General features: G+C 37.4%; 21 protein-coding genes, 1 tRNA gene and 1 pseudogene. 12 read left to right on the top strand and 11 right to left on the bottom strand.

The features are described 5' to 3' along the window. The first annotated feature begins 27 nt into the window (after positions 1-27). Positions 28-1,552: pseudogene (locus LZQ00_RS06170) on the top strand (IS1182 family transposase). A 184-nt stretch (positions 1,553-1,736) separates the two neighbouring features. Here the strand turns inward: LZQ00_RS06170 and LZQ00_RS06165 are convergent. Next, positions 1,737-3,302, bottom strand: coding sequence for a M28 family peptidase (locus tag LZQ00_RS06165; RefSeq protein ID WP_234513265.1), 1,566 nt, complete (start codon positions 3,300-3,302; stop codon positions 1,737-1,739). A gap of 663 nt (positions 3,303-3,965) precedes the next feature. On the opposite strand from LZQ00_RS06165, the gene LZQ00_RS18505 reads away from it, so the two are divergent. The 6 genes from LZQ00_RS18505 (at position 3,966) to LZQ00_RS06140 (ending at position 6,342) form a co-directional block, all read left to right on the top strand. Then, positions 3,966-4,385: a MauE/DoxX family redox-associated membrane protein gene (locus LZQ00_RS18505; protein ID WP_411028061.1), complete on the top strand. Its 420-nt coding sequence runs from the start codon at positions 3,966-3,968 to the stop codon at positions 4,383-4,385. A gap of 40 nt (positions 4,386-4,425) precedes the next feature. Beyond that, on the top strand, positions 4,426-4,680 hold the full coding sequence (locus LZQ00_RS06160) for a hypothetical protein (RefSeq protein ID WP_234513254.1): 255 nt from the start codon (positions 4,426-4,428) through the stop codon (positions 4,678-4,680). Positions 4,681-4,872: 192 nt separating this feature from the next. After that, positions 4,873-5,166, top strand: coding sequence for a hypothetical protein (locus LZQ00_RS06155; RefSeq protein ID WP_234513252.1), 294 nt, complete (start codon positions 4,873-4,875; stop codon positions 5,164-5,166). Between the two features lie 89 nt (positions 5,167-5,255). Further along, a complete protein-coding gene (locus LZQ00_RS06150; RefSeq protein WP_234513251.1) occupies positions 5,256-5,501 on the top strand; it encodes a hypothetical protein in 246 nt (81 codons plus the stop codon). Positions 5,502-5,675: 174 nt separating this feature from the next. Then, the gene (locus tag LZQ00_RS06145) at positions 5,676-5,921 is read left to right on the top strand and encodes a hypothetical protein (protein ID WP_234513249.1); all 246 of its coding nucleotides are present in this window, start codon (positions 5,676-5,678) and stop codon (positions 5,919-5,921) included. Between the two features lie 175 nt (positions 5,922-6,096). Continuing rightward, positions 6,097-6,342: a hypothetical protein gene (locus LZQ00_RS06140; RefSeq protein WP_234513247.1), complete on the top strand. Its 246-nt coding sequence runs from the start codon at positions 6,097-6,099 to the stop codon at positions 6,340-6,342. Between the two features lie 142 nt (positions 6,343-6,484). On the opposite strand, the gene LZQ00_RS06135 is transcribed toward LZQ00_RS06140, so the two are convergent. The 7 genes from LZQ00_RS06135 to LZQ00_RS06105 all read right to left on the bottom strand — a co-directional run bounded on the left by LZQ00_RS06135 (position 6,485) and on the right by LZQ00_RS06105 (position 18,688). Next, positions 6,485-7,273, bottom strand: coding sequence for a DUF4397 domain-containing protein (locus LZQ00_RS06135; RefSeq protein WP_234513245.1), 789 nt, complete (start codon positions 7,271-7,273; stop codon positions 6,485-6,487). Between the two features lie 23 nt (positions 7,274-7,296). Next, entirely contained in the window at positions 7,297-8,718 is a 1,422-nt protein-coding gene (locus LZQ00_RS06130; protein ID WP_234513243.1) for a RagB/SusD family nutrient uptake outer membrane protein, read from the bottom strand. Positions 8,719-8,739: 21 nt separating this feature from the next. Next, positions 8,740-12,336, bottom strand: a complete 3,597-nt coding sequence (locus tag LZQ00_RS06125) for a SusC/RagA family TonB-linked outer membrane protein (RefSeq protein ID WP_234513233.1) — start codon at positions 12,334-12,336, stop codon at positions 8,740-8,742. Positions 12,337-12,625: 289 nt separating this feature from the next. Beyond that, positions 12,626-15,259, bottom strand: a complete 2,634-nt coding sequence (locus tag LZQ00_RS06120; RefSeq protein WP_234513223.1) for a TonB-dependent receptor — start codon at positions 15,257-15,259, stop codon at positions 12,626-12,628. A gap of 136 nt (positions 15,260-15,395) precedes the next feature. Next, complete coding sequence (locus LZQ00_RS06115; protein ID WP_234513221.1) at positions 15,396-16,703, bottom strand: TlpA family protein disulfide reductase; 1,308 nt, start codon at positions 16,701-16,703, stop codon at positions 15,396-15,398. Positions 16,704-16,886: 183 nt separating this feature from the next. Beyond that, a complete protein-coding gene (locus LZQ00_RS06110) occupies positions 16,887-18,053 on the bottom strand; it encodes a FecR family protein (RefSeq protein ID WP_234513210.1) in 1,167 nt (388 codons plus the stop codon). Positions 18,054-18,115: 62 nt separating this feature from the next. Continuing rightward, positions 18,116-18,688 carry an RNA polymerase sigma-70 factor gene (locus tag LZQ00_RS06105; RefSeq protein ID WP_234513201.1) on the bottom strand — a complete coding sequence of 191 codons (573 nt, stop codon included), beginning with the start codon at positions 18,686-18,688 and terminating at the stop codon, positions 18,116-18,118. Positions 18,689-20,140: 1,452 nt separating this feature from the next. Between LZQ00_RS06105 and LZQ00_RS06100 the strand changes: the two genes are divergently transcribed. Next, a tRNA-Ala gene (locus LZQ00_RS06100) sits at positions 20,141-20,214 on the top strand. Positions 20,215-20,504: 290 nt separating this feature from the next. Here LZQ00_RS06100 and LZQ00_RS06095 read toward each other — a convergent pair. Beyond that, a complete protein-coding gene (locus LZQ00_RS06095; protein WP_234513199.1) occupies positions 20,505-21,056 on the bottom strand; it encodes an REP-associated tyrosine transposase in 552 nt (183 codons plus the stop codon). 628 nt (positions 21,057-21,684) lie between these two features. After that, positions 21,685-21,846 (bottom strand): hypothetical protein, encoded by a 162-nt coding sequence (locus LZQ00_RS06090; RefSeq protein ID WP_234513197.1) that lies wholly within the window; start codon positions 21,844-21,846, stop codon positions 21,685-21,687. 430 nt (positions 21,847-22,276) lie between these two features. Between LZQ00_RS06090 and LZQ00_RS06085 the strand changes: the two genes are divergently transcribed. From LZQ00_RS06085 to LZQ00_RS06070, 4 genes are all read left to right on the top strand, one after another. After that, entirely contained in the window at positions 22,277-22,720 is a 444-nt protein-coding gene (locus LZQ00_RS06085) for an N-acetyltransferase (protein ID WP_234513195.1), read from the top strand. A gap of 195 nt (positions 22,721-22,915) precedes the next feature. After that, positions 22,916-23,821 carry a class A beta-lactamase, subclass A2 gene (gene bla / locus LZQ00_RS06080; RefSeq protein WP_234513187.1) on the top strand — a complete coding sequence of 302 codons (906 nt, stop codon included), beginning with the start codon at positions 22,916-22,918 and terminating at the stop codon, positions 23,819-23,821. Position 23,822: 1 nt separating this feature from the next. Continuing rightward, on the top strand, positions 23,823-24,857 hold the full coding sequence (locus LZQ00_RS06075; RefSeq protein WP_234513185.1) for a serine hydrolase domain-containing protein: 1,035 nt from the start codon (positions 23,823-23,825) through the stop codon (positions 24,855-24,857). A gap of 108 nt (positions 24,858-24,965) precedes the next feature. After that, positions 24,966-25,709: a DUF1080 domain-containing protein gene (locus tag LZQ00_RS06070; protein ID WP_234513184.1), complete on the top strand. Its 744-nt coding sequence runs from the start codon at positions 24,966-24,968 to the stop codon at positions 25,707-25,709. A 174-nt stretch (positions 25,710-25,883) separates the two neighbouring features. Here LZQ00_RS06070 and LZQ00_RS06065 read toward each other — a convergent pair whose 3' ends face one another. Continuing rightward, positions 25,884-26,036 carry a hypothetical protein gene (locus LZQ00_RS06065; protein ID WP_234513182.1) on the bottom strand — a complete coding sequence of 51 codons (153 nt, stop codon included), beginning with the start codon at positions 26,034-26,036 and terminating at the stop codon, positions 25,884-25,886. Positions 26,037-26,084: the final 48 nt, after the last annotated feature.

Raw genomic sequence — 26,084 nt, 5'->3', positions numbered from 1 at the left:
ATATTTATATATTATAAATCGATGATTATGTCTCGAAAATTACCTAATTTCAAACCCTATTATCAGCATCAATTGATGGCCTTTCCACCAACCTTTGATGAATTGATTCCCCAGGACCATCCTGTTCGGATCATTGACCAAGTGATCAACTCCATTAACATTGATGGTATTCTTGACAAATATTATAAAACCGGTGCTTCAAGTTATCATCCTTTGATGCTTTTGAAGGTATTGATCTACGGCTATGTTTCCAATATTTACTCCAGCAGAAAGCTTTCCGTTGCCTGTAAAGAGCATATTCCATTCATGTGGCTCAGCGGCATGAGTAGGCCTGATCATAATACCATTAACCGGTTCCGTGGTGTTCGCCTTAAAGGTTCTTTGCGGGAAGTATTTAATCAAGTTGTTATCTTACTTAATGAAGAGGGGTTATTATCAATCGAAGAGGTTTATACAGATGGTACTAAGCTTGAAGCAAATGCAGGTAAGTACACTTTTGTTTGGAAAAAGTCCATCCAGACCAACAAGCTCAAGATGAAACAGCAATTGCAGGACATCTGGGATTACGCTTGTGTTATTGCCCAAAAAGAAGATGACGAGCTCCCACCGGAACCTCCAACAAACAAAGGGCTTAATAGGGAAAATCTAGAGGATACTGTTGAGCGGATAAATGAAGTTCTTGGCAGCAGCAAAAAGGTGGATAAGAAACATCGGGCAAAACTTCTGTACATCAAGAAAAACTTTGGCAAAAACCTGGAAAAGTATGACAGGCAGGAAGAAACACTAGGTGAGCGTAATAGCTATAGTAAAACGGATACAGATGCGACTTTTATGCGCATGAAGGAAGATCATATGCGCAATGGCCAGCTCAAGCCAGGTTATAATGTTCAGATATCAACCTGCAATCAGTTTATCGTGAACTACAGTATCCATCCTGAGGCGACGGATACCAATACCTTAAGATCTCATTTAGAACAACATATTGAATCCTATGGTGCAGCCCCTAAAATCCTTGTTGCCAATGCGGGATATGGTTCACAGGAGAACTTCGAACTCTTAGAAAACCTAGGTACCCAAGCCTATGTGAAGTATGGCATGTTCGATAAACAACAACAGGAAGCCATTCAGTACTGACAGACTATTTCACAATAAAGAACTGGATGTGGTGATCTGTCCAATGGGTCAACAAATGGCATCAATCGGAAAGGCCCATAAAAAAACAAAATCGGGCTTTATTCAGACGTACACCAGATACCAAGCAAAAAACTGCTCCACCTGTCCATTAAATGGAACCTGTCATAAATCGGCAGGAAATAGAATTGTGGAGATCAACCATGACCTGATTGGATATCGAGACAAAGCTTATCATTTGTTGAATTCTGAAGAAGGAATAAAAAAACGAAAAAAGCGGTGTTGCGATGTTGAACCAGTCTTTGCAAACATTAAACAGAACCACCGGTTCCGCCGCTTTATGCTCAAAGGCAAGCAAAAAGTGGAAATTGAATGGGCATTATTAGCAATTGCACAAAACTTAAGGAAAAAAGCAGCCTAAAAAGGTACTTTTTAACCCTTTTTTGAAAAAAAGAAAAATAGATCAGATCCAGGAAATACTCAGGCAAGAAGCTGGCTATTACAAAAAAGAAGCTGTATCTAACTTTTAACGTTTTGATACAGCCTCTTACTATTTCAGAACAGTATACTTAAAAACATATATCACTAATAACCAATGCTTACAACTATTCCATCTTTTTATCCACCGTAGGTTTTGTCTTAGCATTCGCTAATTCCCAGGCTGTATAAAAAATTAATTGTGTTCGTTTGCACAAGAGATCAAAGTCAATTTTGGAAAGTTCATCGCTAGGTTTATGGTAATCCGAATGAAAGCCACTGAAGTAAAAGGTAACGGGTATGCCTTGCTTAGCAAAATTATAGTGATCTGATCGGTAATACAATTGAAATGGATCATTACGTACATTATACCGCTCATCCAGTTCAAGTTTCGTATAGGTAGCATTTGTTTCTTTTACAATCCGATCTAGGTCAGAACTCAGTTTATCCGCACCTATGATATAGATATAATTGTTATCGGAGTGCGACAACGTATCAGTACGACCAATCATATCTACGTTGAGATTAGTAATAATCTTGTTTAAAGATATCACAGCATGATTGATATACCAAGACGAACCGAGCAATCCCTTTTCTTCACCAGTTGTCGCCATAAACAAAATACTGCGTTTAGGCCCCTTACCTGCCTTAACAGCCTGCATAAAAGCATCTGCCATAAGTAACAGACCAGTAGTTCCCGATCCATTATCATCCGCGCCATTGTTGATACTATCGCCCACACTATAATGATTTATTCCCAAATGATCATAATGTGCACTGAGCAATATTACCTCATCTTTCAATATGGGGTCTGACCCCGGAATAAAACCCAATACATTGGCTGGATGAACCGTTTCCAGTGCTCTTGAGGCTGAAGCCGAAAAGTCAGTTTTAAAAACAAATGGATAAGGCTTATTGTTTTCTGTAAGCTTTTTTCTGATCGCAACAAGATTGGTGTTTGCGGACTTTAATAATACATCAGCAACTCTTTGTCCGATATAAATGAGCGGCATACTCTGTGTCATCTTTTCTACAGTAGATAATTCCGTCGAACCCTCTAAGAGCATCTGACTGTTGGTAAGGTGTTGCAAAAGTCCATCCGATTTATTATCCACCACAGGTTCGACCATCAAAACTGCTTTCGCTTTATGGAAAGATAAATACTTGATTTTATCTTGGAAAGAGAATGTTTCATCTCGTGATCCAGATCCAAGCAACATCACGACCTTACCAGTTACAGATTGATTTTGAAAATCGTTATAGGATTCAAATCCTTCTTTAATAATTCCATAACCTGCAAAAAGTATGCTATCCGCTTCCAAATGGAAACCAGACAAGGAAACAGAGCCAGGTATATTAAAAAAATCGAGCACAGGTTTAAATGACATCTTCTGAACTTGTAAAGATTCGGACAATGGGATACGCATAGCGGTCACTTCTTGCATGTAGCCCCCATTATTAGCACCTTTTATCCCTATTTTTTGATAGTAATCCGCAATATATTGTGCTGCTCTTTGACCATCAACGGTTCCAGCCTCTCGACCACGCCATTCATCCGAAGCCAATATAGTAAGATGTTCTTTAGCATTTGTGCTATTGATCACTTTTGCAAAGGCTATAGCATCTTTATTTTGAGCAAAAGACGAGGTGGCTAGCAGTAATAAAAGGATGAGTAGAAATGGTTTATTCTTCATAAAATTTATTGAAAGCATATTCGTGAAATTTATAGGTATGAAATGCATTTTAACGTAAGTATACTAATAAGAAGTTCTCATACGGAGCCACTTCCCTAATGGATATGTATAGATATTTGTTTTCGGGGAGATAACACAAAAATTTTAGTTTTTCTTAGGTTATGCCTAATTACTATTATCTGAATCTGAACTTCATAAATATTTGAATAAACCTGTTCAATGGAATTGCGCAGATCGATAAAGTACCTCTTCATAAGAAAATATCGCATGAATAGCCTTTAATTAAACATACTAGTCAATATTTTACATTTAAGGTGCAACGTGTTTAACAATCCATTTATCTTATTATTAGCTATAAAATTGTTCAATTTCACTCATTAAAACTGACAATCTTTTGCTAACACTCCAACTCCATTTCTCTCGAACTTAGTATCAGATTAATTCAACAAATAAAAACGCATATGATAACAGCTACTTTAAATATACATCTATTGTTCAATTCTTTACATCTTGGATGTAAAGTGCTTGATAGTTCTTTTGGCCTATTATTGACTAAAAAATTGTTCCATTTTCATCATTAAAACTGACAATCTTTTGCTAACTCCTAAACTCTATTTCTCTCGAACTTAGTATCAGATTAATTCAACAAATAAAAAGAATATTATGATTGCGACTTTAATTATATATCCCATTGTTACTTTATTCGTCCTACTTTGGGCGTATACATCGATACCGAAATTTTTTAAGTTCAAGTACTTTTACGAAGTGCTGAAATCTCAAGCAATCCCGAAGTGGACCGTCCCAATCTTGACAGGCTTGCTTCCGATCTTAGAGCTTTCAGTAGTCTTTATGCTACTGTTCCCCTCAACTAGATTAATGGGCTTGTACTTCTCATTCGGTCTAATGCTGATCTTTACAATCTATGTTTCTGGAATCATCTACCAGGTATATGATAGTTACCCTTGCCCTTGCGGAGCAATGTTCCGGAGAATAGGTTGGAAAAAACATTTTAAAGTCAATATATGGCTAACGGGCATAGCTCTGCTGGGCATACTGGTTATAGAGTTCAATTTATTTAAATAACTAAAGTTTACGCTTTTTGATCTATAAAAGCACCTTATTTATGCCTTGGTATTCATTCACCCCCTGCTGTAAAAAAGACGGTAATCCAAAAGACGAGCATCAGTACACTTTGTATGGCGAACATCCGCCACATTGCGAAGGATATCTCGTGGTCTGTGCTATACAGGCAAACGATCACTGCAAAAAACCGATCATTACCTGTGATCTAGAAGAAGAGATCTGTTGTGCATTGGAAAATCAAACCAACACAACCAATGTATTGCTAAAAGGTAGTCATTGTAAAGATTGCGATTAATGTTTGACTGTTTTAAATTTCCTCCTGATATAGGTGCACCGTACATAGATCCCATAAAGAGAGAGCCGTACGGTGCCTATCATCAGGTTGGTAAAAGGAAAATTTAAAACATAGAGCTGAAAAGGGAAATGCTGAACACTCGATAACAAAGTAAGCATATTTAGAAGTTATGATTTTTAAGGTATTGAAGCGATGAGAGTTTGGTATTTATTTACACCACCATTAGGTTCGAAACAGGATCCATTAGATCCTAACCAATATACCCTGTATGTGGTGGGGAGTAAACGTCCAGTCAATACCGATACGACGAGTCAGATTTATGCCATCAATACTTTCGTAGGTGAGTATGGCTTACCGATCCTGGATCAGGAAATATGTAAAGAGATGCATAAGGCCATACAATATAGATGCGATAGTGAACATATTATCCTACGACCAGAATATTTTCGGTTGGAGGGGATCGATAAAATTTGGTATCATCTATAAAAAATAAGGAACATGCCGAAAATCCAGAAAAGAGTAGGCTCTAAAGAAATTAAAGTTTATGCTTTTTGATCTATAAAAGCGTTACAATTATGCCTTGGTATCCATATCTTCCAACAGGAACTCCTCCTTACAGTGTTATAAACACAAATTATTTTGGTCCCCCTCAAGCATATCCACCAGCTTGTGCACCACCCCATGATTTCTTATGTGCTATCCAAGCAACTGATTCTTCAGGTCAACCTGTGATAACATTTGCTTTATTGGAGGAAATGGAATTCGCAATTAATAACCGAATAGAAACTACAAATGTGAAATTGAGACCGTCTGTCGTATAAATATCGATATGTTCAATTTTTTATTTAGCACAAAAAAGTAGTTTACTATAACTACAAAAACGGAGTAGGCCGAAAATCCGTAATCGAGTAGGCAAAGGGCGAAGCTGAAAACCCTATAACAGAGTAAGCACCAATTAAAGTTTACGCTTTTTGATTTATAAAAGCACTAATATTATGCCTTGGTATCCATATAATCCAACAGGAACTCCTCCTTACAGTGTTACAAATCCCGCTTTTTACGGTAATCCTCAAGCAAATCAACCAACTTGTCCATCACCCGATAATTTCTTATGTACCATCCAAGCAAATGATTCTTCAGGCCAACCCGTGATAACATTTGCTTTATTGGAAGAAATAACATTCGCACTTAATAATCGAACAGAAACTACAAATGTGAAATTGAGACCGTCTGTCGTATAAATATCGATATGTTTCAATTTTTTATTTAGCACAAAAAAGTAGTTTACTATAACTACAAAAACGGAGTAGGCCGAAAATCCGTAATCGAGTAGGCAAAGGGCGAAGCTGAAAACCCTATAACAGAGTAAGCACCAATTAAAGTTTACGCTTTTTGATTTATAAAAGCATTAATATTATGCCTTGGTATCCATATAATCCAACAGGAATTCCTCCTTACAGTGTTACAAACCCAGCTTTTTACGGTAATCCTCAAGCAAATCCGCCAACTTGTACATCGCCTCGTGATTTCTTATGTAGCATCCAAGCAACTGATTCTTCAGGTCAACCTGTGATAACATTTGCTTTATTGGAGGAAATGGCATTCGCAATTAATAATCGAACAGAAACTACAAATGTAAAATTGAGATCGTCTGTCGTATAAATATCGGTATGTTTAAATTTTTTCTTTAACACAAAAATAGTTTATTATAACTAAAATCGACGGTCTCATCCGTACTGCCCACGAGCAGCTAAAAAGAAACCTGCAAAGTGAGCTTTGCAGGTTTTCTTATGTTCCATATCTTCTATTGATAAAGAAAAGATTCAATCCGATAATTATCGGTATAAGGATTTGTAGGTACACTGGGATATATCCCCATCATCACTACAGCTACAGATTTAAAACGAAAATTATCTACACTGAAATAATAAGTGTCCACTAATTGTTGATCGGAAGAACGACGAATCTCAAAGACTATATTATATATATCTTTAGTAGCCGGATATGCTTTAAAATTTGTAAAAGTTTGATATTCCAAACCATTCACTTCTTTTGTACTCATTCCTTGGATGTTTATATCCACTTTTGGTCCAGATGGAGACAGGTTGACAAAACGGATGTTGACAATGCTGTCAGTAGTAGGCGTAAGTTTGCCCGCGTCCCGCAAAATATAGTCCGGAAAATCAGTTTCCTCCTTAAAAAGTGTATCTATAGCATTGGGGGTACCGGATAGATAAAGGGAATACATCTTCCCTTTCTTCAAATTAGCTTGATGGTTATACCACAATTTGGTGGTATCAGTAAGAGAAGCTATTTGTAATATAGTGGCCTTGTCTGTCGGCACAATATACAGACGCCCTAAATTCCACTCGCCCAACACTTGATCATCAGGAATATCAATCCAATTTAGTTTTTTCGCAGATACGTTGGCCTTTATTTTACCACCAGAGACTATAGCATTGATTACGTTAACCTTAGCAATACCAGTTTCTACTTGAAAAGTCTCCTCCTCCTGACAGGAATACAAGAACAGAATTAAGAAGATTAATAAACTTAAACTTACTAATTTTGATATAACTTTTATATTCTTCATGTTTATAGTATTAAAATAAGATATTACCTTGGATTCTGTTCAATATCGGTTAATTCGATGACTTCTTTAGTCGGAATCAAAAATGTATAACGTGGATCATTGGGTAGCAAAGGACTATGAGTTATCGTATTCATATCCCGACGTAAGGTCACTGCAAATTGTGGATCTTTATTCAATCGTCTCAAATCAGTCCAACGTAAAGTTCTAAAAACTAACTCCTTTCTCCTTTCGGTTAAAATCTGCACCAAAGCATCATTTGGATTCGCAGCTGTTCGATTAATATACGGTGGCATCATGCGTTTTGCCAATAAAGTGTTTAAATCAGTCATCGCTAACGTTGTATTACCAGCATGAGCATAACATTCCGCTCGAATCAGATACATCTCATCTGTAGCTAGCCCCATAAATAAGACTGGATTTAGAGTCCCATCGTAATTACCTCTGAATCCAATAACTCCGTTAGGATTGCCCATCCAATCGCTTCCTTCACCAAAGAACACGCTTTTTCTTCTATCATCTGTAGAATAGGAATTATACAACAGTGGATGAATTCGTGCTATATTGGGATCCAAAGTCCCAGAAATTGTTACGGATTGAAAAATCACCTCTGCATTAAAACGTGTAAAAGAAGGTCCAGAAGAATTACTCTTTACTGTAGTAGCTGTAGGTATCTCATTTGTCTCATTATAATCAATCAACGTATTTTGCAGTTTCAGGCATTCATCTGCCATTTTCCCAGCTTTAGGATAATCCTCCATAGCTAGATAAGTTCTTGCCAGTGCGGCATAGGCAGCTGCTTTACTTGGTCTGGATTTAATTTTGACCTCAACTGGCAATAAAACTATAGCTTCTATCAAATCCTGTGTAATGCGGTCATAAACTTGTTGTACTGTACCTCTAGCTGATTTTTCATTAGGTTCTGGGGTTAAACGTAAAGGAATTCCGAGATCAGTAGTCGCTGTAGTAGTCACATAAGGTTTACAAAATAATTGAGCCAAATGATAAAAAGCAAAAGCCCGATAAAATAATGCGGATCCTTTTATGATCTTATAGTTAGGATCATCAATAGGGAGTTTTTCTAAAACACTCAACACTAAATTCGCACTATACACTACCGCATAAGGTGCACCCCATTGCACTACATGTTCTCCTTTTGGATCCCATATATAATTAGCTTTACTTTCCTGTATTTTAACATTGTAATCGTAAAGAGCATCATAACTAGCATCCGTAAAATAATAATTATCTGCTGCGGCCTCCCCATGATCAGGATAACTCCCATTCATGCGATCATAATTATCCAATATCACTTGACAGTCTGCCAATGTGCTTGGCGTAGTTATACTCAGATCTGGTTTCTGATCCAAAAAATCCTTTTGACATCCTGTTTGTGTATACAATAACAGAATGACGATTATATACTTACTTATCTGATAATGTTTCATAATCTTCTCTATTTCGTCAAATTAAAAACCTGCATTAAATCCTATTGTAATACTTCTTGGTGTAGAAGGCATACCTATCGTTTCAGGATCGAGGCTAGATTTATTGGCTCGCCAAATAACCCCCAGATCCGTGATCATGCAGTATACCTGCAAACTACGCAGTACGCGTCCTTGTTTTGGGATATGGTAATCCAAACGAATATCCTGCAATCGAATATGATCTCCACTGATTACGCGGGCAGAAGAAGCACTATAAAATGTAGCGCGTTGATAATCAAAGCCATTTGGTCTTATTGAAGGTACAACGTCTATTTTCTGCTCGTCACCTGGCTTTTGCCAACGCCTTGAATACTCAGGCATCGTTGCAGGAAAATAAGAAAACACATTGTCATGACTATATCCCGGTCTATATAATTTATATTTAAATTTATAGAGCATATTAGCAGATAAGGAGAAAGATTTCCATTGAAACGTATTTCGAAAAGCACCATAATAAAGCGGAATAATCGATCCATGATTTTCTAAATCCTTAACTTCTAAATTTAAAATATCATTGTAATTTTTGGTGATATTACCATTTTTATCATAACCTAAAGGATCTCCTGTTTGTGGATCTAGACCTGCAAATCTATAGGTATAGAGACTAAAAGGATCTTTACCTTCACGATAGATATTCTGATATTGGGCTCCTGAAGAAAAAGGAACATAAAAACTAGAATTTTCAGGAAAATCAGGTAATAAGTACTTAGTCACCACATTATGCGTGTAGCTTAAGATTAGATTGGTACTCCATTTGAAGTGTTGATGCTGCAAATTAATCGATTCCAAGGTTACGTCAAATCCATTCGTTTTCATATTAGCGGAGTTCATCATCATACTTGAAAATCCTGAACTTATATCCAAAGGAGTAGGAGCGATCAGATTAATAGAACGTTTTTCATACCACTCTAAGGTTCCTAAAATTCTGTTGTTACGTAAAGTAAAATCCAATCCTAAATTGAGCATTCCAGAGCGCTCAGGTGACAAATTTGGATTTGGTCCATTACCGATAGCTGCATAAGGAAGCCCAGTAATGAAGTGTCCGCTAGTAACATAATTAATAGTAGGGTAAGCCGATATATTATTATTCACATTGCCCATATAGCCATAAGTAGCTCGTAACTTCATCGTTTGCAGGAGACCGGGTTTAAAGAAAGTTTCCTCATGAATATTCCAGGCCCCACCAATAGACCAATTGGGTTTGATCCGATCACTGGCAGTGATTCCATAAATATTGGAGGCATCATTTCGCCCACTGACTGTCAGTATGTATCTTTTATTGTAACTATAGGAGGCATTCAGAAACAAGGAAGTTGATCGATTGATATAAGAAGGTTGCAAGAAATATGGGTTTGGAATAATGTCCTCCCCAGCAACACCATTAAGAAATGGTATAGGTACATTATACGGAACAGCTCCGAATGACATGGGATCGGAATTATAACCTAATAATAGACCAACATAAGGTCCGCCATTCACTTTGGCTTCACTTCGTTCCCCTCCTATTAAAGCATTAATTTCATGAACCTTACTAAATATTTGGCTAAAATTAAGTTGGCCACGTATAATATTGGATTTACGAGGAAGAGTAACTTGACTAACGGCATCACCAATGGGAACCTGAAAAGTGGCTGGAGCAGTTAAATCTGTTTTGCTATAAGTTGCATAGGAATTAATATAGTCTCGCATGATATAGGATTCTCGACTTAAAAGCTCGTTGAAGTTATCCGTATTATTGCTGTACTGATAATTGATACTTGCTCGAAGTGACGGAATAATCCTATAAATTATCCCAAAGTTTGTCATAATCTCATGTGCATTGCTCTCGCTATAATTACTATTGATATCATTAAGCGGAAAATTACGCCAATCTAACAACCTACCATTTCCTGCTGTCTTTCGGTACGAAGGACGCCTAACTAATAGACCATTAGACATCACCAACTCTACCGGATTACCGTTATCATCACTCAATCGCTGATAAGGTATGTCTGGTAAACCATCCACAATTCGTCCATCATTTAGAATATGGGCTGGTGTATGATTTAAACCATTGTTAAAGCGTATATCAGCAGTAAGCTCTAGATTTTCTATCGGTTTAAAAGTCATACTACTCCTTAAATTTTTTCGCTGATAATATGTATTAACCTCATTGGAGATATTATTATCATATCCCCCAGAAAAAAAATAACTGAATTGCCGACCACCACCAGATAAACTTGCTGCATACTGCTGTAACACCGCATCGCGATACAGATATTTGGAAATATCTTTCCGTATATCATTATTTCGATATGCATCGATTTGTGCATCAATAGCCGCTCGGCCAGCTAAATCGTTCAAAGGTAATGCTCTCTGTTTTGCTAATAAAGTAACAACTGGCGATACATCCATTCTATAGGCCGATTCATTATCAACAAACCAATCATAAGTACCTTGCTTAAAATTAAACTTTTCGAGATCAATAAAGTCCGAACTGCTCATTGCAGGAAGTTCAAATAAATTTGGTCGCCTCGTTACAGTTATATTACTATTGACAGAGATTTGCAGAGGTTGCTCCAATTTTCCTTTTTTTGTCGTAATGACAATGACGCCATTGCTGGATCGACTTCCCCAAATGGATGCTGCAGCGGCATCTTTTAATATCGTTACATTTTCTACATCATTTGGATTGATATTATTAATGTCACCTTCATATACGAAATTATCTAAAATTACCAAAGGAAATCTTCCTGGTGTACCAGCATCAAATGGTGTACTCATGGACAAGGTACTAATTCCTCGTATTTGTAGCCTGTCCAATACGCTTACCTTTCTAATACCTTGACCAGTGCTAGTATTTCGAATAGGCATAGGTGGGCCACCTACAGGTCCGAAAATAGTAGAAGCAGTAACCCCTTTCAATCGCGTAATGACATCAGAGCCAACATTACGGTTAAATAACTCTTTGTCCACATATTCAAATGAACCTGTCGCTCTTTCTTTAGGTAAAGAGTAGTATCCAGTACTCAGTACATTGACCTCCTTTAGGGTATTCTCAGACATTCGCATGATAACCTCTATAAAACCTTTAATGCTAGATACTTTAATGGTACGCGTATCATACCCTATATAGGTAATCCGAATAGCAGCATCAGCAGGTACATCAGTCAAAGTAAACATACCTTCTGGGTCTGTAATAATATCAGTAGAACGCCCCTCAACTCGAACAGAAGCACTTTGTAAGGGTTTTCGGTTTTCATCCAACACCTTGCCTTGGATCGTACGCTGTTGTTCATTCTCCCCAGATGCCAACTTAATCACTACCGTCTTATCACTGATTACATACGAAAAGGTTTGGTTATTAAATAAACGATTTAAGACTAGAGACAGTTCCTGGTTCTTGACCTCTATATTTACCTTTCTTTCATCGGCATGCAAATCTGATCCATAAAGAAAATCGTATCCTGTCTGTTGCTTTAATAAGCTGATGATCCGCTCCAAGGGAACATTCTGTTCCGATAAGGTTACTTTTTGTCCATAAGTATTTGCACTTGCATGCAAGTATCCTATAAGGAGTAAAAATGTCGTTATTTTCATAACAAGCATAATATGAGGTGAAAGCCAGCGAGACCACACCCCTTGTTTAAAATAAAAATAATCCATACTTTTGGGTTAGTTGGGTTTAATAGGTAAATTTCATTTGAATGCTTAAGTTAGCCCCGCTATTTGAGCCATGTGTATGCGCGAACATACCATGGCTTTTTTGCCTATAAGCTGTTAGTCTGATCTGAATATAGATAGTTTCTTCATATTTAGTATGTTTTTTAAAGGTTAATATAAATAGGTTCCGTTAGCGCTAACTATCCCTAGCCTAAAAAGAATAAAATTATTCTTTTCCGCCAAAGCGTGACAGATTATATTTCACTATGAGCAACACATAACGACCAATCCGATTAAAGGTTTGTTGTGTAATATTATTATTGCTAATCATTAAGTTGACCGACTGTTGTTGATCTAAAAGATCATAGCCTTGTAGCTGGATACTCAGTTCTTTTTTAGCTGTCAAGAAAAGCTCTACAGAAGCATTGATTAAAATGGGATTCTTGATCGGGATACGATAGCCACCATTCATCCGATAATTGACGCCTGCTCCTACAATCAGCGAGGGAAAAATTGTCCAGCGGGCATCACTATTGATTTCCAAGGTAGAAGTGTAACTACGTAAACTATGATTCAATTTGTAAGTACTATTCGTTATATAGTAGTTCAAATTCAATGTGCCTCGAAATTTTGTTTTATTCAGAACCACACTGAGATTTTGACTCAGGTAAATGGTACTGTTTGCTTCTTTTATCTCATCCAGATAGATTATTGAACGGTTTTTACTCAGCTGTGTGCCCGATCGGAATTGATAAATCTTCGCAAAGGGTAAAGTCATATCGTAGCTTGCACCCAAACTATAGGATCCATCCACATTTAAGTAATGGATTTCTTGTCGCAGTGTCCCAAGGGTATCGGGTAATAGCAACACATTACTTGCTATTTGATTTTGCAGGACAGATCCACTAAAGGAAAGGTTATAGGTTTGTCCCTTAACAGGCTCTATCCGATTAAGGTTTAGACTCAAACCATGATTTTTAGTGGGTTTGAGCTCAGGATTTCCTATCGTCACCTGTTGCAAACTCCTTAGATCCCGCAAAGGAATCAGTTGATTGACCGTAGGAGCAGTGCTACTACCCATGTAATTGAATTGTATACTATTTTTTAACGAAGCCAAATAACGAATACTGGCGATAGGTAGAAAATTGATTATTCGATAAGATATACGCCCCAGCTTACTATCATCTACATGCATAATTGCAGGAAAGAGACTTAGGCCTAGACTATACTGCATTTTGGGTGACTCCACTCTGTAGCTCAAGTCCAGCTGTTGTATACTGAATAGGGTTCCATAATCATTACTTAATGAATCGATCCGTTGTAATATTCCTTCTTTCAGTACCTGGGTTTCCCGTAGCTGCTTTTCACTCCGTAATGAAAAATTGTATCCGATATCCAAGCTCCGCTTTGTCTTTTCTAATGTATAATCGTTCAAAGGTTCAACATATTTAGCACTAAACCCTAAATTCCTTAGATCTTTCTTTTCATGCAGCAAACGCATATTGACCGAATCTTTCAAAAAACCGCCCGTACGCTGATCATAAAAACGTAACTGATCCTGAATATGACTCTCCTCTTTTCCTCTTTGTACGGAACCAGATAAATTGGCACTCAGGCTTCGTCCCTGCTTATACATATTCCGGCTCCAAGAAAGTGCAAGATTTCCCGTGTTATTTTTAGAGTTGCTCTGGATGACATTATCCAGATCCTGTACAATCACACCGCTCTGTTTCGAAATATTTCGGTTTTCTGATGAACCTGTATTCTTCTGCCCGGATACTTGTATATTCCAAAAATCCTTTTTTTTGCGAGACTGTAGGTTAAGCTGTACCTGCTGACCTTGATTGCCATTTGTGCTGCTTTGCTGTATGCGATTATAAAGCGTACCCTTACTGGTTACACTTTCGCTATAACTTTCTGAATCTCCTGTTCGTTTTACGGTACTGTAGCCATAATTGCTATAAAAGTTTACCTGATCGCCCGATCGCCTATAATTCACCCCAGCATTTGTGGTGCGCTGCCTACCCTCTTCAGTGCGCGTATTCGTATGATTGGCATTAGCACTCAATTGATGAACATCCAACCATAGATTTCCCTGAAGTCCTGCACTAAATAGCTTTTGCGTACTGGCAGAGGTCTCTGTACTTCCAAAAGCACCTTTACTTTGTCCATCCTTGATGACCAGATTGAGCATTTTTTGAGGCTTTCCCACTTTGATTCCTGTAAAATTAGCTTGATCACCATAATCATCGATGACCTGAAGCTTAGCGATGATCCCTGCGGGGAGTTGATTCAAAAACTCTTTCAGGTTATTCGTAAAAAAATCCTTGCCATTGACCCGCAACTTAGTCATGGGCTCTCCCATAGCCATCACATTACCAAAGGCATCAATTCGGACACCGGGTAATTGCCGCAACAAATCTTCTAATCGATCATGCTCTCCCACAGCATAAGTTGATGCATTATATTCGACCGTATCTTTTGCGATTCGTATGAGATCTGGTGCCTTGGCTACTACTTCCTGTAAGCGTTGGAACTTTGTTTGTAGGATAATTGAAGGCAATTCATAGACAGCATTTTCTCCTGTATAATTCAAATTTTGTTTGTAGATCTCATAACCCATGCTCCACACGACAAGCGTCATATTCCCCTTGGTAAGTGAACGAAACCTAAAGTTTCCATTTTTATCGGTTCCTGTACTTAAGCTATCCTTTATTGTATAAATTCGAACTCCCACTCCTGGTATACTTACTTGAAGTGAATCCGTCACGCGCCCCCGTAGTTCAAAATCTTGTGCAGTTAACGAAGTAACGAAGTAAAATTGCAGAAAAAAAAAGCAGAAAAACAATAATTTAGTCATTTGATATAATTATGAGATATCCCTACTTCAATTTCTTATCGACAAGCGATCTTTTTTTAAGAGCCGAGAAAAAAGCCGTAAAGTATCAAATGCTTCACGGCTTTATAATATTAAAAGAATTTACTCCTATTGATTACTATTTGGCATCAGAGATAACCATAACCTCAATTTCGCGTTCGGCTTCAATAAGATCCAAACCATGCCTTTGCATTTCCTTACGTAAACCTGCAATAGTACCATCATCGGGTTCCATGCGAAGTCTTCCTGTAAAACCTGTTTCGTCGATGGCAGGAGGGTATTTCTGTGCCATATCCAAACGCATCAATACAATTTCTGGAACCAACATCCCGTCACTCTCTACTGTATCTGTAATCGGCTTATCCGTGCGTACAAAAACCAAACATTTCACTTTTCGCATCTCGTATCGCACATTGAGACCTAATTTATTATTAAGATCTTGTATCGCCATTTTCGCCATTTTCATTTTGTCTACTACGCCATATTTCACCAGTTCATAACATATTAAATTTTTCCGATTCCATTCCGTCAGACTTCCAGATTCCGAACGATATAAATAACGTGATGGATCCTTGATTTCTAACACCTTACGACCGGGATGAGAAGCTAAATAAGAAATTATACCTGGCGATCTGGATTTAGTTCCAGACAACAATACCTGATAAGCCCCATTAATATCTTGATTAAAAAATGTTAAACGACTGATATTAAGAACCGTATCTTGTTTAAAAAATATTCCTCCAAGTCCAATATTCATCGAATTGGACATTCCTGTCAAGACCGAATAACCATAGAAAGGCGAATCCATAACTTCAGTTGATAAGCCATTTAACAGCATAATAGGGTTCATGGGGTCAAAACTATCGTTTTTCAATGGCCAAGCAACAGATTTTCCATCCAATAGCGTCTGTATATTTTCACTAGTGATGTATTCACCACCTGTAATAGCTACAACTTTGCCCTTATAAATCCAGACCACATGTGGATTGGTCTCATAATGAAAATAAGACCGCAGAGCGCGGTCATCCACGACAGAAGCTCGATGCACAGGTGGATTTCGTTCATTTAAAAAACGGTTCGTTTTAAAAAATTTACTGATCATTTCCTCGGGTTGATAAGTAACAGACAACAATTTGATGCGATCTCCAAATACGCGTTGCAACGAGTCCACCTTCGGCATGCTTTCAATACAGGTTGCACAAGTCGTGTCCCAAAAATCAAGGACGAGTAATTTATCCTTATAATCGGAAGTTCGAATCGAGCGTTTATCGTTATTGATAATCTTATCGATCAGGATATCAGGTACCTGATCACCTATATGCAATTCTGCAATACCAGGTACAAGCGGTGGCCGACCATATTTATCCTGAGCTTCCGTACTCGTTATAAAAAATAAAAAAAAGCAAAGTAGTGTTGTTAATCTCATAGTAGACATCATAAAAATATAATATTAGTTTATACTAGTAAGTTCCTCTCTATGTTGCTATCCCTAGCCTTCTGCTAAAAAAATCATAAAAAAACCGCAAGGTATCTACTCCTCACGGTTATTAAAAAAGCGATATACAAACAGTATTTAAACAGGGCTGTTTGATCCCTTGTAAATTCTTTGCTAAGGTTTCATTACAGTCAATTGATCTCCTTGTTGTTGAAAGCGAACCAATCCCGTTTGTTCCAGTTTCTCCAACAGCTTCGATAGTTTTTCGAATCGGGAAACAGAACCTGTAATCCTGACATCTTGCATAGGATCTTGATAGATTACCTTGATGTTATACCAACGAGCGACCTGTCGCATAATGGATACCATACTTTCATTATCAAATAAAAACTTGCCATCTTTCCATAACTGGATTGTCGGATCATCCATGGTCTTAACCTGTATACCTGCAGCATCGATGAGAGACTGTTGTCCAGGTCGTAACACTACTGTTTCTTTTGACAACAGATTGGTTAATTTGATCTTTCCTGATAACAAAGTGGTCTTAATCACTGCATCTTCGGAATAGGCATTGATATTAAAATGTGTCCCCAAGACCTCGACTTGTTGCTGATCAGACTGCACAATAAAAGGATGCTTCTGATCTTCTGCAACTTCAAAATAAGCTTCACCATAGTTCAATTGCACTTCTCTACGAGCTACTGCAGAAAAAGATGTTGGATATTTCAAGGAGGAAGCCGCATTAAGCCAAACACGTGTCCCATCCGGTAAATACACCTGATACTGTCCTCCTAAGGGGGTTTCAATCGTATTGTAAACCGTTTTACCTACTGGAGCTGCATCCGTTCCTGCTGATAAGCGATAAACCAATTGACCATCTGTGGTCTTGGATACTTCTACTCCGCCCTGCTTGGCAAGCTGACCATTTTTCGCGTCCGAAAGTAAAACCCGACTACCATCAGCTAAAATCAACGTGGCTTCGTTCGTTCCTGGGGCTATATCTTGTTTCCCGCTTGTCGTAGGTTTTACTACTACTGCTTGCTCACTGGATTGGTAGCGATATACGCCTATTCCGATGCTCAAAAGCACAAAAACAGCGGCAACTGTTCGTATCCACAGTCCATTATTTCGTCTTCTTTGACGAATGGCATCTTCAATCACTTTTAACATTCGTTTACGCAGCTCCTCATCAGATTGCGCATAATCCGCAGCAATATAAACGGGATAATCCAATCCTTTGCCATACCAGCGATTGAACTCATCTTTCTCCTCTTGAGAAATTGTATGATCCAACCACTTATGAGCAAGCATTTCCATGCGTTTATTTTTCATATCATTCATCGTCAAGATTTTAATAATAGGTTCCAGATTCAGGAGTTATCCCTAACCGATCGGTTGAAAAACTATAAGGTGATAAAAAAAAGTCGTAAACCTGACTTGATCGATTTAATCGCCTTTGTGATATACCATTCAATGGTTTTTTCCGAGAGATCAAGCGCAGCTGCAATTTCCTTATGGCTCCGCCCCTCGTTGCGACTCATCTCGTACACCAGTCGGCATTTTTCGGGTAATGCTTCTACCAAGACCTGCAGACGTTCGCTCACTTCATGAAATTCCAACCATTGCTGTGTGGAATCATCGGCTAATTCTGCCAACACATCTTCGGAAACCTCATCACTAAAATGTTTATGTTTATAACGAGCATTCAGATGTTTTAGCACGCGGTATTTGACTGCAACAGACAAATAAGATCTGACAGAAGCATGAATCTCCAGCTCCTCTCTCCGATTCCAAATGCTGATGAAAATCTGCTGTACAATATCTTCGGCTTCTTCTAAATCGCGAAGTTTATTGGCGGCAGCGGTAAACAGCTTCTTCCAATACCGATTGTAGAGTTCCGTAAATGCTGATCGATTACTGGTCTTCAGCATCTGAATGAGATCTTCATCCAACAGATGGCTCATCTTTGTGTTCATAGCAGATTAATAACTAATTCATTGCTAGCGCAATAGTTTCATAAATATACCTATAATCTATCATGAATAAAACAAATTAATCGCTCCTACTGAACATGTTTGTTATTGTTAACACATACCCCTTAGTAGATCGTCTCGCTTAACAGTTGAACGTTTGAGAAATCAGGATGTCAACAATTTGCTTTCTCCTAGAAACTGATTTACAGACAGGATGACTGGTTACAGAAGCTGAACGTTTTATCGCCTAGCGATCGGAAACGTGTACAGGAATATCTAACCCAGAAATCAAATCTCTTTTGTCAGTTTATCTCTTCGCATTTTTGATTTAATCATAGATAGCTATAAGGAGGTTCCTTTTAGAACCTCTATCCCTGGTATATGTTGAAAAATAAATTAAAAAGGAGGTTTACAGATCGAAATAGAGCATTATAGGTACGTTAATTGTAATTTCATTGCTTCTGCTTTATTTCCAGACAAAGTCTTGGTGCTATATTAGATTTAAGTGACCGCTGAAGGGCGAACACTTAAACCAGAGACCTATATAACAACGAACCATTTAATAAAAACTCAACTGGTCTATTGTTCCGAAGAATCAATAAATGGTCTTTAACATCTTACCGCTATTTGGTTAGTTTTAAATTCATTGGTTCTGCTCCATTACCAGACAGAGTCTTGATTTTTATACTAGATTTATTGACCGCTGAAATAGCGAACACTTAAACCAGAGGCCTATATAACAACGAACCATTTAATAAAAACTCAACTGGTTTAAGTGTTCCGAAGAGTCAATAAATGGTCTTTAACATCTTACCGCTATTTGGTTAGTTTTAAATTCATTGGTTCTGCTCCATTACCAGACAGAGTCTTGGTTTTTTATATTAGATTTATTGACCGCTGAAAAAGCGAACACTTAAACCAGAGGCCTATATAACAACGAACCATTTAATAAAAACTCAACTGGTTTAAGTGTTCCGAAGAGTCAATAAATGGTCTTTAACATCTTACCGCTATTTGGTTAGTTTTAAATTCATTGGTTCTGCTCCATTACCAGACAGAGTCTTGATTTTTATACTAGATTTAAGTGACCGCTGAAAAAGCGAACACTTAAACCAGAGACCTATATAACAACGAACCATTTAATAAAAACTCAACTGGTTTAAGTGTTCCGAAGGGCCACTTAAATCCCTATTTTAAAACCAAGGTCTCCAGACCGAAATACTGCAATATATGTTATCTTACTTTATAATTTTATTGGTTCTGCTTTATTTCCAGACAGCGTCTTGATTTCTATATGGGATTTATTGACCGCTGAAGAGCGAACAATAAACCAGATAGTAAGCACACATTGGATTGTAAGAAAAAAAGGAAAGAAAAACTGGATTAAAAATAAAAAAGCAATCCCTACTGAATTTCACAGAAAAATATTATCTTGCTTACGTTTTTAATTCTTCTGGGGCATTAGCTCATTTGGCTAGAGCGCTTCGCTGGCAGTGAAGAGGTAATCGGTTCGACCCCGATATGCTCCACCTCAAAATTCTTCATGGGTAAAGACTAAGGGATCAAATTGATTGGTTGTGCTCTATTTCCAGACCCCTACTGGTTTATTGTTCCGGAGGGTCAATAAATCCCCCTTTTGAAAACCAAGGTCTCCAAACCAAAATACAGCATTACATGTTATCTTAATTTTAGTTTCATCAGTTCTACTCCATTACCAGACAGAGTCTTACTTTTTATTTTGGATTTAAGTGACCGCTGAAGAGCGAACAATAAACCAGAGTAAGGTTTAAAATAATGGTTTCCAGACCAAAATACAGCATTACAAATACATTATTGGTACAAACCCTCTTCTTTCCTCATAATAATCTACAGCACTGCTATATTTATAATGTTGTGCTTCGCTAACCAAACCTGCTGCAACGGGATTTTCATGTAAATAATTCAACCTTTGCGTTAGCATTTCATTTGTACTTAATTCAATTGGATGGTTATCCTGTTGCCAGAATTGATAAAGCTTATTGTTGCTATTCTTTACTCCAGCACGTTTAAACATCCATATCATCCATTCTTTTCTGCTTTCTTGTGTATTCGTTTCTATGCTTGCAATTATCATTTTACTGGTATATTTTTTTAAATCCCTAATAATATTTACCAGTTCATAACCCTCCTTTGCTGTAGCAATCAGGTGGATATGGTTACTCATAATTACCCATGCATACAAGTTCAGTCCCTTTTCTGCTATACAAAATTTTAAGCTCTCCACTACGATCTCTTTATAACACACTCTACTAAAAACATCGATCCAGTTTACAACTGCAAACGTTATAAAATGCGGTACACGATTATCTCCAAATCTATATCTTGTTGCCATAGTTTAATTTTATTGGTTCTGCTCTATTTCCAGACAGAGTTTTGGTTTTTTTATACTGGATTTAAGTGACCGCTGAAATAGCGAACACTTAAACCAGACTAAGAGATTTTCTATTACTCTACTGGTTTAAGTGTTTCGGAGGGTCAATAAATCCTATTTATATCTTAATGCTTAATTTAATTCGTCCTACTCCATTTCCAGACAGAGTCTTGATTTTTCATATTAGATTTAAGTGACCGCTGAAGGGCGAACACTTAAACCAGCTAGGCACATGTTACCTTACTTTTAATTTTATTGGTTCTGCTCTATATCCAGACAGAGTCTTGGTTTTTATGTTAGATTTATTGACCGCTGAAATAGCGAACACATAAACCAAGTTGAGAGACCTTACTATTACTCCCTCCACTGGTTTAAGTGTTCCGGAGGGTCACTTAAATCCCTATTTTAAAACCAAGGTCTCCAGACCGAAATACTGCAATACATGTTACCTTACTTTTAATTTTATTGGTTCTGCTCTATATCCAGACAGAGTCTTGGTTTTATGTTAGATTTAAGTGACCGCTGAAAAGGCGAACACTTAAACCAGAGTAGGCTGAAGAGCGAACAATAAAACAGATCGGTAGAAAGACTAACCGTTTAATGAAAATCCATAAGAACAGTGCACATCCTGACAGGTATGAATCTGTACAAACCGACTATTCAAAAAAGTGGTCATACATTCTGTATTCGCTCCACATAATGGGCAGTTTGCTGGTTGATCAGCGATAAAATAAAGCGTTGAAGTTTCCATAACAAATATTTTAGTATAAATATACCTTTATTTTTTAATAATACTAATTATTTTAGCTAAATACTTTATACATCATACGCTATATAAGCAAGTTGTGTTATTAAACCCTATATTTTTTCATTAAAAAGAATTCAAGAGTATGGATAAAAAACTCTGATCTTACAGGAATACCCATTTCGATCAACAACTGAAAAGTTTGCTTAAAATAACATATAGGGACTTTTATAAGTAGAAACTGGTCATAAAAAGGGCCGAGTTAGAAAAACTCGGCCAGATATCTACCTATGAAAATATGCCTTTGGGTAAGGCAATATTAAGTTAGTCATATTTTTTGTAAAATATTTTACAAAAACAATATTTTATAAAAAAATTTGCAGAAGTTAGCAACTGCTCATGAATAAAACAGATAAATGCGCATAATAGACAGATTATGAATCACACAAATATAAGAGAAGCCCAGCAAGAGGATATAGATCAACTGGTTAACATTTGGTACGAAGCATCTATTGTAGCCCACGATTTTATCCCTGAAAGTTACTGGAAAGAAAATAAGCAATTGATGAGTGATCATTATCTACCTGCTTCTGAAGTCTATGTTGCGACCGATGGACAAATCCGTGTCGGATTTATTGCTTTAGTGGAAGATGACATCGCCGCAATTTTTGTTTTGCCAGCGTATCAGGGACAAGGAAAAGGAAGTCTGTTGTTAAATCATGCAAAAAAACTACGCGATAGATTACTATTAAAGGTCTATAAAAAGAATCTGTCAAGCGTTGGCTTTTATCAAGCACAAGGATTTACGATTATTGACGAATCTATTGATGAACAAACTGGGGAAAACGAATATGTAATGGAGTGGAAAACTAAAAAATAACCTATCCCAATACGCAAAGTACACGCGATCAGTTTATAAGCTCTGTTTCATTGCCGACGAAAGAAAACAACAGCATATCGTTTGATTCATTCTCGATAATTCGATAAATTCGTTCGGACTTCATAGGCAACAAGATAATAGGCTGTGCGATAAGTAAATCAAATGAAGTAAAAATTTTAAAGCAACCAAGTACAAATGAAAATAAAAAAGATCGTTCTCCCCTTACTCCTTTCGTTTTTAAGCTTACATGCGTTCTCCCAAACGGGTAAGGAAGTAGCACTGCGAAAAACAATTGAAAATATCATTTCCACTAAAAATGCTACTGTCGGAGTTTCCATCAAAGGGATTGAAGATCAAGATACATTAAGCATCAATGGAAAACTAGCCATGCCCTTGATGAGTGTTTTCAAGTTTCATATTGCGTTGACAGTCTTACAACGGGTGGATAAAGGAAAATTGAAGCTCGATCAAAAATTCTTCATCAAAAAGGAGGATTTAGTACCACAAACCTGGAGTCCGATGCGAGATGAATTTCCAGATGGAAATATGTACCTCACCTTAGATCAGCTGTTGCGCTACACCGTTTCACATAGTGATAACAACGGTTGTGATATCCTATTGCGTATCCTTGGGGGAACACATACTGTTCAGAAGTTTATCCGTAAACAAGGCATCCGTGATTTTACCATTCAATTCAATGAACAACAGATGGCCGTTTGGAAGAATTTATACCGCAATACCTCTACCCCTTTGGCAATGACAGATATCTTAGAAAAATTCTATACGGGAAAAGTACTGAAAAAAGAAACTACGGCCTATTTATACCAGATCATGGTAGAAACATCAAGAGGAATTACCTGGATGAAAGCAGGACTTCCTGCAGGTACAGAATTGGCACATCGAACAGGGATTTCCTCCACCAATGATCAAAATCTACGTGTGGCATTGAATGATGTCGGCATTGTGACACTTCCCAATGGGAAACATGTTATTCTATCTGTTTTTCTGAAAGACATCACAGAAACAAGAGAAGACACGGAAAAAATAGTCGCTGACATTACAAGAGCGACTTGGGATTACTATTTGCATAAAACACCATAATATGAAGCTTACGTTTACACTGTTCGCCTGTATCTGCCTATTTGGGTTATCGACAACAACGGCACAAAAGAAAAATGATTATGCTGCTAAAATAGATAGCATCATGATGGCGTCGGATCCAATTCCATTTAATGGTGTTGTTTTGATTCGTAAAAAAGGGAAAACGGTATACGCCAAAGCGAAGGGTTTCAAGAATTTTGAAGCTAAAATTCCACTGAAAATGGATGACCAATTTGAAGTCATGTCCAATTCAAAACAAGTGACAGCAGTTTTGATTTTAAAAGAAGTGGAAAAAGGAAACGTAGATCTGCAATCACCTATCAAAAAATACTTGCCCCATTTAACACAGTCTTGGGCAGACTCTGTAACTGTTCATCAATTGCTCAACCATACTCACGGTATTGTAGATACGGAGCAACCATTGGCTTTTAAGCCTGGCTCCACGTTTAAATATGGGAATCTATCTTACATCTTATTGGGTGAAATCATCGAACGTTGTACCAAGAAAACCTATGCAACTGTCGCAAATGATTTATTTAAGACCTTAAAAATGAACAATACCTTTTGCTATCAACCAGATAATAAACAACGATTGGTGAATGGCTATATGAATACCGAAAATACATTCAAAAAAGTGGAAAAATCATTTTTAAATGCAGCTCTTGTTCCCGCTGCAGGAATCATTTCCACTGCTTTCGATTTATCCATCTGGAATGCCGCGCTCCATAAAGGCAAATTATTACAATCGGAGACTTATAAACAGATGACAACAGCTTCCACGCAATCGCAACATGATGTATTCGGAAAAGAAAACAGGGGTTTTGGGTATAACATCCGCATCATTAAAGAAGCAGGTTTCAACTATTATGGCGTAACTGGACTTGGAGATGGTTTTACCTGTTTAAATGTGTATTTCCCAAACAGCGATGTCAGCTTAATTATTTTAGAAAACCAAATGCCCGAAAACAGTGCCTATTGGAGTTACAAAGAAGCCGCTATTAAAAATATACTTTTAAAAAGCAGCATACTTCAGTAAAATGATCCAGTTTACGTAACATCCCTATTACCAGTCATTCTTGAGTAAGAACAGGCTAAAATTTTGTTTACGAATACGTATATTTACTTGAAATCAAACTATTCTAACATGAACAAAATTTATAGTATCAGTAGCATTATTTCGTTGAGTCTAATCAGCAGCCTGACCTATGCGCAGACGAAATTTAAACCCGAGGACACCGAATTTTACACACCTAAGATCAGAACGGTTACTACTGCGCCAAATCAAGCGCCATCGGATGCCCTTGTACTTTTTGATGGATCAAACCTCGATCAATGGGTAAGTTCGAAAAATGCACAGGAAAAAGCGCCATGGACGGTTAAAAATGGTGTTTTAACAAGCAGTCCAAAAACAGGAGATATCCAAACCAAGGAAAATTTTGAAGACTTTCAGCTCCATATCGAATGGAAAAGTCCAGAAGTAATTAAAGGAGAAGGGCAAGGACGAGGCAACAGCGGTATATTTCTACAAGGACATTATGAAATCCAAGTATTGGACAATAATCAGAATCCAACCTATGTCAATGGACAAGCGGGTTCGGTATATAAGCAACAACCTCCTCTTGTAACGGCTGTAAAACCTGCAGGTGAATGGCATACTTACGATATCCTGTATACAGCACCTCGCTTCAATCAGGATGGTATCTTAATCAAAAAAGGAATTGTCACCCTTTTACATAATGGAGTTGTCGTACAATATAATACACAGATTGAAGGGACGACTGAATACATCGGGCTACCTAAAACCCTTGTTCATGGCCCTGGACCCATCGTATTACAAGATCATGGCGATCTGGTTAACTTCCGCAATATCTGGATCAGACGTCTCTAAATAAAGACAAGAGGATGAAATAAAAAACGGCCAAGCTTATACAAGCTTGGCCGAAAATTATAATGTATAAAATTAAAACTACGATTTCAAATTATATATACAATTTACACTTTATTTTTTCAATTCTTGTCATTTTAAAGAAAAATTTCTTTTCTTTTTTTCTCTTCCCCACGCTTATCCTTCGCAGGTTGTTGTTATGATTTCAACCTGATCTTCAAAACGATCAACAGCTCCATATGAAGCCTCTTTTTTAGGAAAACAAATGCTTGCGATAGTAACCAGCATGAGATTGAATTGTCTAAAAAATTTATGTTCGCGATTGCCCATAACAAAAAGTTCTCCGAACTAAGAAAATTTTTACAATCGCTTATCGGG

Origin of the sequence: Sphingobacterium sp. SRCM116780 (assembly GCF_021442025.1) — a bacterium.
Classification (GTDB): Bacteria; Bacteroidota; Bacteroidia; order Sphingobacteriales; family Sphingobacteriaceae; genus Sphingobacterium.
The sequence above is the reverse complement of the archived record's forward strand: the minus strand, read 5'-3'. Positions and strand labels throughout refer to the sequence as shown.